This window comes from Pseudomonas sp. S3_E10, from assembly GCF_054667615.1.
The window spans coordinates 5756901-5772740 of record NZ_CP162743.1 but is presented as its reverse complement, the minus strand read 5'-3'; the positions used below and the strand labels follow the sequence as shown (position 1 = coordinate 5772740).

The 15840-nt window shown below is 61.0% G+C and carries 10 protein-coding genes; 6 read left to right on the top strand and 4 right to left on the bottom strand.

What is annotated here, in order from left to right; all coding sequences use genetic code 11:
* Positions 1-111: 111 nt before the first annotated feature.
* Together AB4N98_RS26455 and AB4N98_RS26450 are read left to right on the top strand one after the other, a co-directional pair.
* Positions 112-1218, top strand: coding sequence for an enoyl-CoA hydratase/isomerase family protein (locus tag AB4N98_RS26455; protein WP_017528038.1), 1107 nt, complete (start codon positions 112-114; stop codon positions 1216-1218).
* Between the two features lie 3 nt (positions 1219-1221).
* Positions 1222-2373: an acyl-CoA dehydrogenase family protein gene (locus AB4N98_RS26450; RefSeq protein ID WP_017528039.1), complete on the top strand. Its 1152-nt coding sequence runs from the start codon at positions 1222-1224 to the stop codon at positions 2371-2373.
* A 76-nt stretch (positions 2374-2449) separates the two neighbouring features.
* Here the strand turns inward: AB4N98_RS26450 and AB4N98_RS26445 are convergent, their stop codons facing one another.
* From AB4N98_RS26445 to AB4N98_RS26430, 4 genes are read right to left on the bottom strand one after another with little or no spacing between them, the layout of a single operon-like run.
* Positions 2450-3223: an enoyl-CoA hydratase gene (locus AB4N98_RS26445; RefSeq protein WP_068931849.1), complete on the bottom strand. Its 774-nt coding sequence runs from the start codon at positions 3221-3223 to the stop codon at positions 2450-2452.
* 11 nt (positions 3224-3234) lie between these two features.
* Positions 3235-4362, bottom strand: coding sequence for an acyl-CoA dehydrogenase (locus tag AB4N98_RS26440; protein ID WP_017528041.1), 1128 nt, complete (start codon positions 4360-4362; stop codon positions 3235-3237).
* A gap of 12 nt (positions 4363-4374) precedes the next feature.
* Positions 4375-5559 (bottom strand): acetyl-CoA C-acyltransferase, encoded by a 1185-nt coding sequence (locus AB4N98_RS26435; protein WP_068931850.1) that lies wholly within the window; start codon positions 5557-5559, stop codon positions 4375-4377.
* A gap of 12 nt (positions 5560-5571) precedes the next feature.
* The gene (locus tag AB4N98_RS26430; RefSeq protein WP_460149066.1) at positions 5572-6339 is read right to left on the bottom strand and encodes an SDR family NAD(P)-dependent oxidoreductase; all 768 of its coding nucleotides are present in this window, start codon (positions 6337-6339) and stop codon (positions 5572-5574) included.
* Between the two features lie 269 nt (positions 6340-6608).
* Here AB4N98_RS26430 and AB4N98_RS26425 point away from each other — a divergent pair, with 269 nt between their 5' ends.
* The 4 genes from AB4N98_RS26425 to AB4N98_RS26410 all read left to right on the top strand — a co-directional run bounded on the left by AB4N98_RS26425 (position 6609) and on the right by AB4N98_RS26410 (position 15824).
* Positions 6609-7667, top strand: a complete 1059-nt coding sequence (locus AB4N98_RS26425) for a tetratricopeptide repeat protein (protein ID WP_017528045.1) — start codon at positions 6609-6611, stop codon at positions 7665-7667.
* Between the two features lie 144 nt (positions 7668-7811).
* Positions 7812-9311: an ATPase domain-containing protein gene (locus AB4N98_RS26420; protein ID WP_026067273.1), complete on the top strand. Its 1500-nt coding sequence runs from the start codon at positions 7812-7814 to the stop codon at positions 9309-9311.
* Positions 9311-10981, top strand: a complete 1671-nt coding sequence (locus tag AB4N98_RS26415; RefSeq protein ID WP_065879066.1) for an ATP-binding protein — start codon at positions 9311-9313, stop codon at positions 10979-10981. Before AB4N98_RS26420 ends, AB4N98_RS26415 begins: the two co-directional genes overlap by 1 nt.
* A 139-nt stretch (positions 10982-11120) precedes the next feature.
* Positions 11121-15824, top strand: a complete 4704-nt coding sequence (locus tag AB4N98_RS26410) for a hypothetical protein (RefSeq protein WP_460149065.1) — start codon at positions 11121-11123, stop codon at positions 15822-15824.
* Positions 15825-15840 lie beyond the last annotated feature (16 nt).

Genomic DNA, 15840 nt, shown 5'->3' with positions numbered 1-15840 from the left:
AAACGACCTGCATGATTCCGGGTTGTACGGGGCAAATTTGCACTGGTACGATCACGAGAAGGTTCGCTCGCGAACATCTTGATAAAGAACAATAAAAGCAGGGAGTTATAGATGACTGCTCAGGTTCCATCCGAAGCAAGCCGTGCCGAGTTACCCCAGGAAGAGGTACTGGCCGACGTTCGTAACCATATCGGTCACCTCACCCTCAATCGCCCGGCCGGCTTGAACGCCATTACCCTGAACATGGTCCGCCGCCTCACCCAACAACTGCAGGCCTGGGCCGATGACCCCAGCGTCTATGCCGTGGTCCTGCGCGGGGCTGGCGAAAAGGCCTTCTGCGCCGGCGGCGACATCCGCTCCCTCTACGACAGTTTCAAAAACGGCGACACCTTGCACGAAGACTTCTTCGTCGAGGAATACGCCCTCGACCTGGCCATCCATCATTACCGCAAACCGGTCCTGGCCCTGATGGACGGGTTTGTGCTGGGCGGAGGCATGGGCCTGGTGCAAGGCGCGGATTTGCGCGTGGTGACCGAACGCAGCCGCCTGGCCATGCCGGAAGTGGCCATCGGTTACTTTCCCGATGTGGGCGGTAGTTACTTTCTGCCGCGCATTCCGGGTGAACTGGGGATTTACCTTGGCGTCACCGGCGTGCAAATACGCGCCGCCGACGCGTTGTATTGCGGCCTCGCGGACTGGTACCTGGACAGCGCCAGGCTGGCTGAGCTGGACCAGAAGCTCAATGAGCTGAAATGGCAGCACGACGCTGCGCTAAAAGACCTGCAAGGCCTGTTGGCCAAGCTGGCCGTGCAACAACTGCCCGATGCGCCGCTGGCTGCGCTGCGCCCGGCGATCGACCACTTTTTCGCCCAGCCGGACATCCCGAGCATCGTCGAGCAATTGCAGGCCGTGACCGTCGCCGACAGCCATGAGTGGGCGCTCAGCACCGCCCACCTGATGCAGACCCGCTCGCCGCTGGCGATGGCCGTGACCCTGCAAATGCTGCGCCGTGGCCGGCGCCTGCCGTTGGAGCAGTGTTTTGCCCTGGAGCTGCACCTGGACCGCCAATGGTTCGAGCGCGGCGACCTGATCGAAGGCGTGCGCGCCCTGATCATCGACAAGGACAAGACCCCTCGCTGGAACCCGCCCACCCTGCACGGGTTGGCTGTCGCCCATGTAGAAAGCTTCTTCCAACACTTCGAGCAGGTTGCGAGATAAGTCATGCAAGATATTGAATACACAGAAGAACAAGTAATGATTCGCGACATGGCGCGCGACTTCGCCCGTGGTGAAATCGCCCCTCACGCCCAAGCCTGGGAAAAAGCCGGCTGGATCGACGACGCCCTGGTGGCGAAGATGGGCGAGCTCGGCCTGCTAGGCATGGTGGTGCCTGAAGAATGGGGCGGCACCTACGTCGATTACGTGGCCTACGCCCTGGCGGTGGAGGAAATTTCCGCCGGTGATGGCGCCACTGGCGCACTGATGAGTATCCATAATTCAGTGGGTTGCGGGCCAATCCTCAACTACGGCACAGCTGAGCAGAAGCAAACCTGGCTGGCCGAGCTTGCCAGCGGCCAGGCGATCGGCTGCTTTTGCCTCACCGAACCCCAGGCCGGGTCCGAAGCGCATAACCTGCGCACCCGTGCAGAACTGCGCGATGGCCAGTGGGTGATCAATGGTGCCAAGCAATTTGTCAGCAACGGCAAACGCGCCAAGCTGGCCATTGTGTTTGCCGTGACCGACCCGCAATTGGGCAAGAAAGGTATTTCGGCGTTCCTCGTCCCCACCCAGACCCCAGGGTTTGTGGTGGACCGCACCGAACACAAGATGGGCATTCGCGCCTCCGACACCTGCGCCGTCACCCTCAACCAGTGCACCGTGCCCGAGGCCAACCTGCTGGGCGAACGCGGCAAGGGCCTGGCGATTGCGCTGTCCAACCTTGAAGGTGGCCGCATCGGCATTGCCGCCCAAGCCCTGGGGATCGCCCGCGCCGCATTTGAAGCGGCGCTGGCCTATGCCCGCGACCGTGTGCAGTTCGACAAAGCGATCATTGAACATCAGAGCGTGGCCAACCTGCTGGCCGACATGCAAACCCGCCTGAACGCGGCACGTTTGTTGATCCTGCACGCCGCGCGCCTGCGCAGTGCCGGCAAGCCATGCCTGTCGGAAGCGTCCCAGGCCAAGCTGTTCGCCTCGGAGATGGCTGAGAAGGTCTGCTCCCAAGCCATGCAGATTCATGGCGGGTATGGCTACCTGGAGGACTACCCGGTGGAGCGCTACTACCGGGATGCGCGGATCACGCAGATTTACGAAGGGACCAGCGAGATTCAACGCCTGGTGATTGCCAGAGAGCTGAAGAACTACCAGCTCTGAGTGAGACACCACAAAAACCTAGGTGGGAGGGAGCAACCCCGTCCCACCTAGGGTCAGCGGCGTTCTTGGGAGCGTGTTACTTGTCCTTGAACTCCGGCGCCCGTTTGGCCACGAATGCCGCCATGCCTTCCTTCTGATCCAGCGTCGCAAACGCCGCATGGAACACCCGGCGCTCAAACCGCACGCCTTCGGACAGGCTCACTTCAAACGCACGGTTCACACTTTCCTTGACCATCATGCTGATCGGCACCGATTTGCCGGCAATCAGCGTGGCGACCTTCAGCGCCTCGTCCAACAGGTCATCGGCCGGCACGATACGCGCGACAATCCCACAGCGTTCGGCCTCCACGGCGTCGATAAAGCGCCCGGTCAGGCACATTTCCATGGCCTTGGCCTTGCCCACCGCACGGGTCAGGCGCTGAGTGCCACCCATGCCCGGCAGCACGCCGAGGTTGATCTCCGGCTGACCGAACTTGGCGCCATCACCGGCCAGGATAAAGTCGCACATCAGCGCCAGCTCACAGCCGCCGCCCAGGGCAAAACCATTCACGGCGGCAATGATCGGCTTGCGGCGGTTGGCCACGCGGTCGCTGTCACTGAACAGATCGTCCAGGTAGATCTGCGGGTAGGTCAGCTCGGCCATTTCCTTGATATCGGCGCCGGCGGCGAAGGCTTTTTTCGAGCCGGTCAGTACGATACAACCGATTTGCGGGTCGGCTTCCAGGCCGTCCAGCGCCTGGTTCAGCTCGCTGACCAATTGCGCGTTGAGCGCATTGAGGGCTTGGGGGCGATTGAGGGTAATCAGCCCGACACGGCCCTGGACGTCGAGCAAAATCGTTTCGTAACTCATGTATCGGCTCCTTAAAGATTGCGTGAGATGACCATGCGTTGAATATCGCTGGTGCCTTCGTAAATCTGGCAGACCCGCACATCGCGGTAGATCCGCTCCAGGGGGAAGTCGCTCAGGTAACCGTAACCGCCCAGGGTTTGCAAGGCGGCCGAACAGACTTTTTCGGCCATTTCAGAGGCAAACAGCTTGGCCATCGATGCTTCCACCAGGGCCGGCTTGCCGCTGTCACGCAGGGCCGCGGCGTAGTGCACCATTTGCCGGGCCACGGCGATTTGCGTCGCCATGTCGGCCAGGCGAAACGCCACGGCCTGGTGTTCGACCAGCGCCTTGCCGAAGCTCTCGCGTTCACGGGCGTAATCACGCGCCGCCTCAAACGCGGCGCGGGCCATGCCCACGGCCTGCGAGGCGATGCCGACGCGACCGCCTTCAAGGTTGGCCAGGGCGATTTTGTAGCCTTCGCCCTCCTCACCCAAGCGGTTGGCCACCGGCACTTTCACGTCCTCAAACAGGATCTGGCAGGTGTCCGACGCATGCTGGCCAAGTTTGTCTTCAACCCGCGCCACGCTGTAGCCCGGCGAATCGGTGGGCACGATAAACGCGCTGATGCCACGCTTGCCAGCAGCCGGGTCGGTGACCGCGAACACAATCACAACGCCCGCGTTTTGCCCGGAGGTAATGAACTGCTTGCAGCCGTTGAGCACATAGTGGTCGCCGTTGAGGCGCGCACGGGTCTTCAGGCTGCTGGCGTCGGAGCCGGCCTGGGGTTCGGTCAGCGCGAAAGCACCGAGCATGGCGCCGCTGGCCAGGGGCGTAAGAAATTGCGCTTTCTGTTGCTCGTTGCCGAACGTCAGGATCGGCACGCACCCTACCGAGTTGTGCACGCTCATGATGGTCGAGCAGGCGCCGTCACCGGCGGCGATTTCTTCCAGGGCCATGGCGTAGGCCAGGTAACCGGTGTCGCAACCGCCCCACTGTTCCGGCACCAGCATGCCGAAAAAGCCCAGTTCGGCCATCTCGCCGATGGCTTCCCTGGGAAAGCGGTGTTCACGGTCCCAGTCGGCGGCGAAGGGTTTCAGGCGCTCCTGGGCAAACTGCCGGGCCGCGTCGCTGATTTGCAGTTGTTCGTCATTGGGCAGCATGGTGCAGAGTCCTTAATACAGGCATTCGACGGCCATGGCCGTGGCTTCGCCACCGCCGATGCAGATGGCGGCAACACCTCGTGTGAGGCCTTTCTGGCGCAGGGCCGAGAGCAGGGTCACGAGGATGCGCGCACCGGAGGCCCCGATCGGATGCCCCAGCGCGCAGGCGCCACCGTGGACATTGACCTTGGCGTGGGGGATATCCAGTTTGCTCATGGTCACCAGGCTGACCACGGCGAAAGCTTCGTTGATCTCGAACAGGTCGACCTCGGCCAAGTCCCAGCCGGTCTTACTCATCAGCGTGCGGATCGCCCCCACTGGCGCCACCGGAAACAGCCCCGGCTCGTCGGCGAACGCCGCATGGCCGCGGATCACCGCCAATGGTTTGAGCCCACGCTTGAACGCTTCGGACTCACGCATCAGCAGCAACGCGGCCGCACCGTCGGAAATCGAGCTGGAATTGGCCGCCGTCACCGTGCCGCCTTCGCGGAAAGCCGGTTTCAGGCTGCTGATCTTGTCCAACTTGGCCTTGGGGGGCTGTTCGTCGTGGAGGATGGTTTTCTGCTCCTTGCCCACGGTGACCTGTACCGGGACGATCTCGGCGGCGAAGTTGCCATGGGTGATCGCATCCTGGGCACGGGTCAGGGAGGCGATGGCAAATGCGTCCTGGGCCTCGCGGCTGAAACCGTTATGCAGGGCGCAGTCTTCGGCGAAGGTGCCCATCAGGCGGCCTTTGTCGTAGGCGTCTTCCAGGCCGTCGAGGAACATATGGTCCAGCACGCGGCCATGGCCCATGCGGTAACCGCTGCGGGCGCGGTCCAGCAGATACGGCGCGTTGGACATGCTCTCCATGCCGCCGGCAATCACTACCTCGACGCTGCCGGCCAGCAGCGAATCATGGGCCAGGATCGCCGCCTCCATGCCCGAGCCGCACATTTTGTTGAGGGTGGTGCAACGGGTCGACTTGTCCAGGCCCGCGCCCAACGCCGCTTGGCGTGCGGGCGCCTGACCCAGGCCGGCGGGCAATACGCAGCCGAACAGCACTTCATCCACGGCATCCGGGGCGATACCGGCGCGCTCGACCGCCGCACGAATCGCGGCAGAACCCAACTGCGGCGCGGTCAGGCCTTTGAGGTCGCCCTGAAAGCCGCCCATGGGCGTGCGCACTGCACTGACAATAACAATGGGATCACTCATGAGTACCGCTCCTTACTTGGCCGCCATGCGCAAGGCGCCGTCGAGACGGATCACCTCGCCATTGAGCATGCTGTTTTCAATAATGTGCCGCACCAGCGCGGCGTATTCAGCCGGTTTGCCCAGGCGTGGCGGGAATGGCACGCCGGCGGCCAGGGAGTCGCGCACTTGCTCGGTCATGCCGGCCATCATCGGCGTTTCGAAGATGCCGGGCGCAATGGTCATCACCCGAATACCCACGCGCGCGAGTTCCCGGGCCGCCGGCAATGTGAGGCTGGCAATCGCACCTTTGGACGCGGCGTACGCCGCCTGCCCGATCTGGCCGTCGAACGCCGCCACGGAGGCGGTGTTGATGATCACCCCGCGTTCGCCATCGGCATTCGCCTCGGTTTCGGCGATAGCCGCCGCCGCCAGGCGCAGCAGGTTGAAGCTGCCGATCAGGTTGACGTTGATCACCTGGGCAAAACTCGCCAGCCCATGGGGGCCGTTCTTGCCGAGGATTTTTTCGCCGCGCACCACACCCGCGCAGTTGACCAGCCCGTGCAGGCCACCAAAGGCCGCAACAGCGGCCTGCACGGCGGCTTCGCAAGCGGTCTCCTGGCTGATATCGGCTACCGCGCTGCGGGCGTTATCGCCCAACTGCCTGGCCTTGGCCGCCACTGCGTCGGCGTTCAGGTCCACCAGCATTACCTTGGCACCGGCGGCTACCAGAATTTCAGCGGTGGCTGCGCCGAGGCCCGAAGCGCCGCCGCTGACCAGAAAAACCTTGTTTTCAATCTGCATCATTGTTTCCTTGAACGATGGACCGGGTAACGAGCGTATGGGCCGAATAGTCGCTTCAGCGCCGTTGAGCAGCAATGGTCAAAGCCTTCAACATGGCTGACTGCTTTGGCCAATGCTCCTGGAGCATAGACCCCGCCGGCTCAACGTCCTGGGGGCACCGGTCCTTGATCCAGTGGCGTACGTACTCCGTTGATGCGGGTTTGACACCTGCCTTGGTCTGACAGAAGCTGACGACTTTTCCCTCGCTGTTCGAGCTTTTGGACGCCTGCATGTCAAAGTCACGCCGTTACGCCATCGTTGGCCTGTGCGCCCTATTCTTTATCGTGCTGATCACCTGGTATTTGTCCCGTTCCACCCCGGTGGCGGTGGCGCCTGCCATTGCCCATGGTTACTCCAAGGCCCTGAAACAGGCCCGTAACGGCGAGCCGGGGGCCGCCCGTGTGCTGTATCAGCAATTGGGGCGGCCGGACCTGTCTGAAGAGCGTCGTGCCGCATTGCACGCCGAGTTGCCCAACTACCCCAGCCCCCAAGCCTTGAAGCTGGCGGACAAAGACCTGGCCAGCGACTCGCCACGGGTGCGCGAAGCGGCGATCCACAGCATTGTGGGCCTGGTGCCCAGCGGGCAGCGCACGCTGTTGCTCGGCCCGCTGCTCGATGACCCGGAGCAAAGCGTGCGCTTTGCTGCCGCCAATGCCCTGCTCGGCTTGTCGCCGGACACCCTGGGCCTGTATTTCGGGCCGTTGCAGCAAGTGCTGGATGAATTCGTGAAATACCTCAAGGCCCAGCCCGAAACCGCCGATGGCTGGATTCAACTGGCGCGCCTTTACATCCACAGCGCGCTGCTGCCCGATGCACAAAATGCCCTGGAGCAAGCGATGCGCCTGGAGCCGGACAACCTCCAGGCCGTGGTGGCGCAAATCGAGTTGCTGGATAAACAAGGCAAGACCGAAGAGTCGCGGCAACTATTAGCGCGCCAATTGGCGGCACACCCCGAGTCGGCGTACCTGCAACACGCCCTGGGTATGTGGCTGCTGCACCATGGCGAGCGGCCTTATGCGTTGCTCGGCCTGTCCAAGGCGGTGGAACTGGAGCCGGACCATCAGGATTACCGCTACGACCTGGCCACCACCCTGCACGACCAACAGGAACTGGAAGCCGCGCAGCGCCAGCTGGAGGAGATCGTGCAGCGCCACCCCGCCAACCGCAAGGCGCGGGTGTTGCTGGTCAACTACTGGAAAGAGAGCGGCCAATTGCAGAATGTGCAGGTGTTACTGGCTCAACTGGAACAGCAGAACCCCGATGATCCGGCGCTGCAACAAGGCCTGTAGACCCGCCAAAACGGGTTGTACAGCGGCCTCTTACAGCGACAAATTGCAGCAATTGTGGAACGGCTGCAAAGTGCCATGGTCAAGTGAACATGGCATGTCGTGACGGGCATGCCCCTCTACTTGTACCTGAATCGAGGGCACTTCTTGTCTACATCCAAAGCGCTGTTCAGTGAAAAGGCGGCCACCGGCATCGAAGGTCTTGATGACATTCTTTCCGGGGGGCTCTCACGTAGCCACCTGTTCCTGCTCGAAGGCGAACCTGGCACTGGCAAGACCACCGTGGCGCTGCATTTCCTCCAGGCCGGAGCGAAAAACGGCGAGCGATCTTTGTATATCACCCTCTCGGAGACTGAGCGCGAGCTGCGCCAGGGCGCCAAATCCCACGGGTGGGACCTGGATGACAACATCCACATTTTTGAACTGACCCCACCCGAAAGCCTGCTCAACGCCGAGCACCAGCAAAGCCTGCTGTATTCCTCGGACCTTGAACTGGGCGAAGCCACCCGGCAGATCTTCGAAGTGGTGGAGCGGGTCAAGCCGGCCCGCGTGGTGATCGACAGCCTTTCGGAAATCCGCCTGTTGGCGCAAAGCTCATTGCGCTATCGCCGGCAGATCCTGGCGATCAAACATTACTTCGTGCGTTACGACGCCACCGTACTGCTGCTGGATGACCTGACCACCGAATCCCTGGATAAAACCGTACACAGCGTGGCCCACGGGGTGATTCGCCTGGAAGAACTGACGCCCAGCTACGGTGCCGAGCGCCGTCGCGTGCGGATCGTGAAGTACCGCGGCCAGAAATACCGTGGCGGCTTTCATGATTTCACGATCATGCAAGACGGCATCCACGTGTTCCCGCGCCTGGTGGCGGCGGAACACCGTGGTGGCTACGTGCGGCAGACCCTGAGCAGCGGCATTCTGGAAATGGATGCGCTGATGGGCGGTGGCGTCGAGACCGGCTCCAGCAGCCTGATCCTGGGCCCGGCCGGTACCGGTAAATCGCTGATTTCGATGATCTTCGCCGCTGCCGCCGTGGCACGCGGGGAAAAAGCCGCGCTGTTCATCTTTGATGAAGAGCTGGGGTTGTTGTTCGAGCGCATGAAAAACATGGGCATCGACCTCGCCGCCCTGCAGGCCACCGGCAACCTTTTGATTGAACAAGTGGACGCCGCCGAGCTGTCTCCCGGCGAGTTCTCCCACCGGGTGCGCCGTTGCGTCGACGAGCGCGGGATCAAGACCGTGGTGATCGACAGCATCAACGGCTACCAGGCGGCAATGCCGGAAGAGAACGCGTTGATCCTGCATATGCACGAGTTGCTGCTGTACCTCAACCGTCGCGGCGCGGCCACCTTCATGACTGTCGCCCAGCACGGGCTGGTCGGCGACATGCAGACACCGGTCGACATCACTTATTTGGCCGACACCGTGATTCTGCTGCGTTACTTCGAGGCACTGGGCAAAGTGCGTCGCGCCATTTCGATCATCAAGAAACGCACCGGCTCCCACGAATCGACGATTCGCGAATACCGCATCAGCAGCCGAGGCTTGACCGTCGGCGAGCCCTTGGACAACTTCCAGGGCGTACTGCGCGGCATCCCCACCTACATGGGGGCCGGCTCCCCTCTGCTCAAGGAAGAGGGATAGTGCCGACTCTACCCGGTGTGTCCGAACGCGCAATCATCCTGGCGCCATTGGGTCGCGACAGCGCACTGGCCCTGCAAATGCTCAACGAGGCGGGTTACAGCGGCATCGTCGCCACGCACCTGCCAATGTTGTGCGAGGCCCTGGAACAGGGCGCCGGCCTGCTGATCATCGCCGCCGAAGCCTTGCGTGGCGTCGATCTGGAGCCGCTGCTGGAGTACCTGCATCAACAGCCGCCATGGTCGGACATGCCCATCGTGCTGATGACCCATCACGGTGGCGGCGAGCAGAACGGCTCGTCGCACCTCAGCGGCCTGCTGGGCAACGTGACATTCCTGGAGCGGCCCTTCCATCCCGTCACGCTGATCAGCCTGGTCAGCACGGCGCTGCGCGGTCGGCGCCGCCAATATGAAGCCCGCGACCGCCTGATCGACCTGGGCGAGAGCGAACTGCGCCTGCAACGCACCCTGGAAACCCTTGAGCAGCAAGTCGAGGAACGCACCGCGCAATTGCGCAACAACGAGGAAGCCCTGCGTCAATCGCAGAAAATGGAGGCCGTGGGCCAACTCACCGGCGGCATTGCCCACGACTTCAACAATATGCTCACCGGGATTATCGGCAGCCTGGAGCTGCTGCGAAGGCGCGTGGCACGCGGCAAACTCGACGACCTCGATAGCCTGATCGACCTGGGCGTCACGTCCGCCAACCGTGCCGCCGGCCTGACTCACCGCCTGCTGGCGTTTTCCCGCCGCCAATCGCTGGATTCCAAGCCGGTCAATATCAACCAGTTGGTCAGTTCCATGGGCGAACTGCTGCAACGCAGCATCAATGAAAGCATCCATCTGGAGATGCGCTTCACCGAGCAATTGTGGACCGCTGAAGCCGACCCCAACCAACTGGAAAGCGCCCTGCTCAACCTGGTGCTCAATGCCCGCGATGCCATGCCCAATGGTGGCAACCTGCGGGTGGAGACCACCAATCGCCACCTGGACAACGTCTTTACCGCCGCCTACGGCACCCTCACCCCGGGTGACTACGTCGAGCTGAGCATCAGCGACAACGGCTGCGGTATACCCGAAAGCGTTATCGGCCGGGTGTTCGACCCCTTCTTTACCACCAAACCCATCGGCCAGGGCACTGGCCTGGGGTTGTCAATGATCTACGGGTTCGCCCGCCAGTCCCACGGCCACGTCACCATTCACAGCGAGGTGGGCAAAGGCACCACTGTCAGCCTGTTCCTGCCGCGTTTTATCGGCGAAATGCACGCTGTCCCGTTGGTCGACCCGGCGTTGCTGCCTTTTGCCAATGCCGGGGAAACCGTGCTGCTCGTCGAGGACGACCCGGCGGTGCGCGTACTGGTCTGCGCCGTGCTCAAGGAGTTGGGTTACGGCTATGTGGTTGCCGGAGATGCCGACACGGCGCTGCCGATCATTGAATCCGAGCAGCGTATCGACTTGCTGATCAGCGACGTCGGTTTGCCCGGCATGAACGGCCGGCAGATGGCGGAAATCGGCCGCCAGCTGCGGCCGGAACTCAAGGTGCTGTTCATCACCGGGTACGCCGAACATGCGGCGGTGCGTGGAGGTTTTCTCGACCCTGGGATGCAGTTGATCACCAAGCCGTTCACCTTCGACCTGTTAACGGCGAAGGTGAGGGAAATGATTAAGACATAAGGCAAGCGAGGCAATATCGCGCAACGAATCGTTCCTGCAAGGAAGGAATCGCTTCAGGGGGCCAGGGTACACAGTTGCCATCGCAGCGTCGTATATGCCGCTGGGGTGAAACTGAATCCACCTAGGAACCCATCCAGCCATGATCGCTTCGCGCCTCGTTCATCCAACGCTTCAGATTCCCTCGAATACACCGGCCGACAGCGCCGCGCGCCGTCCACGCGCGGTGACGCCCCAAGAGGCTCCCCGGCATGTGCCTGAAACCGCCGCGCAGAGTGCGCGCGACATAGCCGACAGTGAGCTGGCATTGCGTGTGGCGCAAACACAGCGCCTTGCGGCCAGGACCGGCGAGCTTCGTTATATAGAGAACATCCCTCCCGCCTCCTCGTTCGGCCAATGGTGGTCACACCTGAACAATTTGATGGCGAGCCCGCACTTTGTTGTGTGGGCAAGCCGCAACGGCATTGATCGTTCGAAACCTATCGAGATCAGCCCCGCGAGCAATTACATCGTTGCCGTCGTCGACGGTAAGCCAAAGACGTTTTCGGGCTTCGCGCAAGGCTATTTGTGGACGTCGATGATGGCGCCGATCATGCAGGCCGCAAGCGCTCTCACTTCCAGTTCCGCCTATATTTACTCCCCGGTCAACAGAACCACCGCCGACTACCGCGAAGTCGCCGATTTTTATGGTGAGGCCATCACCGGGCAAACCCGTGAGGCGCTGGGCATTCGCGCCGCAGAGCTTGAGCAGTCAAAAGCCTTCGGTCCGGCACGATTGGCGCCTGAGCGATCCGAACAGGTACTGCGCGACGAACAGGCCAAACTGGCGGAGCTACACAACCAAAGGACGGCGGCCTTTAAGTTGATTCCTATCATCATTGAGGCGCAAAAGCTCGCTGACGCCCCGGCAACTCCAAGGCGGCGGCCAGCCTCCGAGCGGTTGCCGTCGTTCATTCGCGATGAATTAGCCCGCACGACGTTCAGGCTGCATGGCGACTCGCTCAACAAAGGCTTGGATGACGCCCTTACGGTCAGCCTCGAAAAATACCTCAGCGATAAAGGCTGGAAGCTGCCCGACAGCATCGACGAGTTGATAAATGTGGGCGAGGCACTGGATACCCCGCCACTTGCAGGGGCGTCTCACGGTAACTTCGGCGGCGCATTGGCCTGGCCGATTCCGCTGAGTGATGCTGACAGGTCCAGCATGAGGCGTAGCCTCAGGCAAAACACGCTGGGCATCAGTGGTTTGCAGAATTACCAATCGAGCCAAGGTTTGCTGGGCTATCTGACGCGCAACGAAATTTATTCAACCTCCGAGCTGAGTAACCCGACGCAGTTCATTCAAACCCTTCTGGCGACGCCCAAGGCCCAGGCGCTGGGCGTGGCGCTGCAGCAGAGATATGAGGGGGTATCGACGCCCGATAGCATCAACGACTGGACCCTGGGCGCCCTCGGCGCGACCCTGGACGAAGAATCCGAAGCGGGCAACACGTCGAGCCCCGTCAGAACCGGCGTCGCCGGTTTTGACCTGGCCAACTATGCGCATTGGGGCCGGCACCCTTCAGCCGTAGTCGCCGGGCTGACCAGTCACCTGGTTGCCAAGGGACGTGCCAGTGTGGAGATGGCGCCGATTGCGGCCCACTTGTTGTTGTCACGCCGCGCACCGGCGTTTTTGGTCCAGAACATCCCCGACAACGTGACATGCGGTTCCCACAGTTGGGTCAGCTTCAGTGTCGCCGTGGCACGCCTTGAGCATCAGGCGCCGGGCGCAACCGCGCACATGAGCTATGCCGACGTCATGAAGCGGGCCGACCTGGCCCCCGTCACGGAGCAGGAGCAAGAGGTGGAACAGCAGGCCCAGTGGGCTGCGCTTAAAGATTGGGGGGTAGCCAATGGGGTTCTGCAACTGAACACCTCGGATGACTACAGCGCCGACCAGATGAGTCGCGTCACTCGGGCGTTCAATGACCAGATTGCACAGCTGAGCGAAGCCTCAAGCGCCCTCTCCACCCCCATGCCTGAACGCAAGAAAATGGCGCTTGATGAGCTCAAGCGGGTTTACGGCGACCGGATACCATTCGAGAAAAAATGCATCACATCCGTCCCGGAACAACGTGATTTTCCGGGGCCTTATTCGGTGCTGGATCTTTACCTGCACGGCACTATCAGCACGCCTCCAGCCTCCCATTGGTCAGCAGGTAATCAATTCGACTTCCGGACTATCTCCGGTAAGGCTGACCAACTGGCTGACATCAATGCACGCTTCGCAAGCGAGCTTCCCCAGTACTGTTCCTCCGCTGAAAAGGCGATTGGCACGCAAGTCAAGCACCTTATTGCGACCCTTGCGCTCGAAGACAGAAAAAAGATCGAGTGCGCACAGATCACTACGCTCCAAGAGTTCCGCGTCTCCCACACGGGTTTCAGTCAAACGCTGAACGAAACGAAAGTACCCGGTGCATTACTGATTAAAGCGGTGCTCGGCGGTGACACTACCGTGTATGAAATAAATCTGAACGACAATACGATTCGCCAACGTGCTGAGCTAAAGGATTATCCGCTGGGGCCGCAACTGTACAGCGATGGTCACACCCATAAGAGCCCGATGCTCAAGGCAATCACACCTTCCGGCACTTATTCGGCAAGCGTTACCGATGCAAAACGCCAGAGCGGCACGCCCAACAGCTTTGCAAGCGAGAGAACCCGGTACATTGCCGACACCCTGGTAAAACATATCGGCATCCGTGAACTGGCGGATGAGGCCAAGGGCGTGACGACGTTCGACACCGAGGTTCCGTTCTACCAAAAAGCCCGCGAATTTCTGCTCAACCTGATCCCCTTACGGTCCGCTATTCAGAATTTTCGGGCAGGTAACGTGCGTGACGGCGTGATTGATCTGGTATTCGATGCCTTCGGCTTTGCCCTGGCGTTGGGCGCGGCGGCTAAAGGCGCCAAAGCGCTGCATGCCGGTGCGTCCGCTGCAAGTAAAGTCGCTCACGGTACAAAGATTATCGGGCGCGCGGCGCTGGGCACGCTTAACCCGCTGGACGGTGTCACCGATATCGGGCGCGGCCTGATTGCCGGCGGTAAAAAAGTGTGGTCATCCAGCGCTGGTGAACTGCGGCAATTACGCGGGCTGGCTCATACGTCAAACGGCTATGACCTGATATCGGCAAGCAAACGCTACGATTCATCTTCCTTTGGCACCTACCGAATCAACCATCAAATTGTCGAGGCGCCGGCGGTTATGCGGCACGGCAAGTGGTACGCCTACAACCCCGCCAATGGACAACCCTACGGGACGCCCTTACAGGATTTCCTGCCCTCGGCCCATATTGATACGCAGGGGCTGGGCAATTGGGCAACGGCAGCCACGGCGCGCAAGCCGCTGGATGAGCGTGTTGTCGGCGACTGGAAAAAAACTGTCGCGACTCACCGAAATGGGCCGGATAAGGAAGCCTTCGAGCAGGGTTATCGGTATGGCGATCTGCAAACGATCAGCGGAGCACGCAATAACATGACGATTGCGCAGGTTATGACCCTGGCCGGCAACAAGGACCTCACGACGGAGCAAGTCGGGATGTTGGTGCGAAAATATGATGACATCGCCTACGAGCCCGGGCGAAGTGGCTCCGCCCGGTTTATCGATCGCATCGAACCGAGATTCGGTGAGGTAACGGCCATGCCGCAGGTTATTTACCTCACTCAGACCGCACAACTGGCCGAAGGGCAATGTGCAGCGCTCGCACGCGCCATGGCCAGCGCGATGGCGGAGGGAAAGCAAGACGTACTGATCAAGAACATGTACACCGCCGCAGCCTTTCCCAGGGACCCGGCGTCCAGGGATTTCATCGACAAATTAAACAGGCTTCAAACTCAGGTGGGGTCCCAGGCTGCGTTCCACGCAGGGCAGCCCATTCGGCAGGTCGCCTATCAAGACATGATCAAGGAACTGGCGCAGGCGCACGCCTCGAAATCAGTCATGATTGATTCGCCAGGCCATGCAATGGCGGCAGGCGTAAAAATAAACGGCGCCGACAAGACTTACTACTTTTACGACCCCAACCATGGCCTTGCCACGTTTCCAAGCGCCGAAGCCATGCGAGGCGGGCTTGATAAGGTGTTCAACGACAAGAAGCTGGCCAAGGGCTATAAAACCCACGGTACTGAGCGCAATAAACTCGAATTCAAGGTCTTTGATCATGATGATGCGTGGCAACAAAAAAACAGCGTATTCACGCCAGACCTCAAAGCCCTCTACGACACGCCCATCACACCTTCCCAAGGGCCACGCAGCCTCTCGAACGCTGAATTGAAGCACCATTGGGAGACGTTGCACGCGCATCCGGACAATCAGGGCCTGATCTGCTACGAAGCGTCGATACGCATAGGGCAAGCTGAAAAGACCCTCTCGCCCAGCGTATTGGAGACGGTGAAAGCGGCCACCAACCGCACAGGCGGTTCCAATTACTCCGCAGGCTATCTTGAGTTGATGGGCATCAAGCCGGACAGCCTGAAAACCACCTTCAATCCGGCGCAGATCACGGAGTCAGGGCTCTTGAACTTCAGGCACGCGTATGAGGGCGGGGAATTTGCCCACACCGTCTACATTCAGAAGACCCATCACAACGAGCTGTTCCTGTTCAACACCAACAGCCCGGACTTGGACCTGGCCATGATCAGCAGTGGGAATACCGGGCAGATCAGCGGTGGAGTGACCGTCTACAAGCTCGGCAACGGCGAAGGTCTTCAGCGCTTTTTGAACGGCTTTAATGGAAAAGTCGGATGGGAATTTGCCTACACACCCGCCAGCACGCTCAATGCCAATGCGCGCGCGTTACAGCCTTGAATCTCTGAGCCAAACG